The organism is Variovorax sp. P4_D9 (genome assembly GCF_056401695.1).
This window is the reverse complement of the sequence record NZ_JBFUIU010001366.1, coordinates 1-1575: the sequence shown is the minus strand read 5'-3', so window position 1 is coordinate 1575 and position 1575 is coordinate 1. Positions and strand designations below refer to the sequence as shown.

At 61.2% G+C, this 1575-nt stretch carries 2 protein-coding genes; both read left to right on the top strand.

Going from position 1 to position 1575, the window contains the following annotated elements:
• Positions 1-168 precede the first annotated feature (168 nt).
• Positions 169-486, top strand: a complete 318-nt coding sequence (locus AC1DY5_RS55000) for a hypothetical protein (protein WP_478122592.1) — start codon at positions 169-171, stop codon at positions 484-486.
• A 239-nt stretch (positions 487-725) separates the two neighbouring features.
• Positions 726-1427, top strand: coding sequence for an SOS response-associated peptidase (locus tag AC1DY5_RS54995; protein WP_478122591.1), 702 nt, complete (start codon positions 726-728; stop codon positions 1425-1427).
• Positions 1428-1575: the final 148 nt, after the last annotated feature.

Here is a 1575-nt window from a genome sequence, read left to right as displayed (position 1 = left end):
GGCGCAGGAGGGCGAGTGGGGTCGTGTGCATGTTGTGAGCGATTATGTTCCTTCGCGCCAGTCTACTGACACGGACTCGATTGCGATAGGTCAGCCGCGCGCCGATACGAATCGGCCGAGAGGTTCAACATCATCTACGTTCGAACCTCGGATAGTGAAGTCGAGCCCTTGCCGCCCATTCTGCAAGATCTGCCGCGTTCGACAAGAAATCGGACGAACGGATATGCGAACCTGAACAGCTGTCTGCTGACTATGTTTCGCGTCGAGACGTTGATCGAAAGGCTTGACAAACCAGTCCCCATTGAGCCGCCGTTGGCCATCGGCAGCACTCAGCCGTTCAGCAACTTTGACGGAGTTCTGCTTCTCTTGATGCTGAAGGACCGCACCGGGCCGATTCTGTTGAAAAACTCAAAAGCCCAACGAGGCCCGCCAGGTTTTGCATGGCGGGTCTCGCGTGTTGCACCGATGGCCTTCGCGGGCATGTAGTGGGCCCGAGGCGCGATTTCTTGTTCGGGTGGTCGCGCGGGTCGCAGAACATTCGGTCAAGGGCTCATAGAGCGAAATCTTCCGCGCGAGGCGCCCGATTCCGAGTTTTTCAACAGGATCGGCCCGTTTCAGTCATTCACGAACGGTAGCTCTGGAGCGACCGATTGGGGCCCGACATGACCCGGAATCGCCGCCGGTGCCTTTCGAAAATATGCATATCAACGCGTTAGGATGCGCGAATGTGCAGCCACTACCAAATCAAAGGTCTTGCGCGGCTCGAGCGGAAGTATGGCGTCGTGCTGCCCCCGAACTGGGAGGCACCCAATGGTGGCCACATCTTCAAGCGCAACGAGGCGCCGTTCATCATCAACCTTGTCGGGCCGAACTTGGACTCGACAGCCGAGCGGGACTGCCTGACGGGAGAGTTCGGGCTGCTTCCCTCGCGCTCGGCAGTGCGGAACATCAAATACGACACGCTCAATGCCAAATCAGAGACCGCCGCTGGAAAATTCGCGTACGCGGTCCCATGGCACCGGCAACACTGCGTGATCCCGGCCGACTGCATCTACGAGCAGGACTGGCGCACTGGGCACTCGGTAAACACCCGCATCGCGCGCGTTGACGGGGAGCCGATGGGCCTGGCCGGCTTGTGGGACCGATGGGTCGATCGCAGCACAGGGGAGGTGGTGTTCAGCTTCACCATGCTCACGATCGACGCGACCACTCACCCGGTGATGACGAACTTCCATCGGCCGCGCAGCAAGGACAGGCGCATGGTCGTGATCCTGACGGAGGCGCTGTACGACCCGTGGCTGGCGGCGCCTGCCGACGAGTCGATGGAGTTCATGAAGCAGTATCCTGCGGAGCTGCTGGTAGCCACGCCTGAGCCGCTGCAACACGCGCCGCAGGCCCCGGCGGGGTCGGAGCCTGGACTGTACTGAGGATGGTCTAGGGGGTTCAACCCCTTTCTCCCGCATCGCCCAGGAACCCGCCTCGTGCTGGTTTCTTCGTAGGGTGCCACCTTGTATCGGGGCCGACGAACCGAGCCCCGATTGCTCCCGCCGGCCGGCTGGTCGATCGCGTTTGGCT

Coding starts and splice junctions, on each gene's coding strand:
- AC1DY5_RS54995 (WP_478122591.1), top strand. CDS start 726: ATGTGCAGCCACTACCAAATCAAAGGTCTTGCGCGGCTCGAGCGGAAG.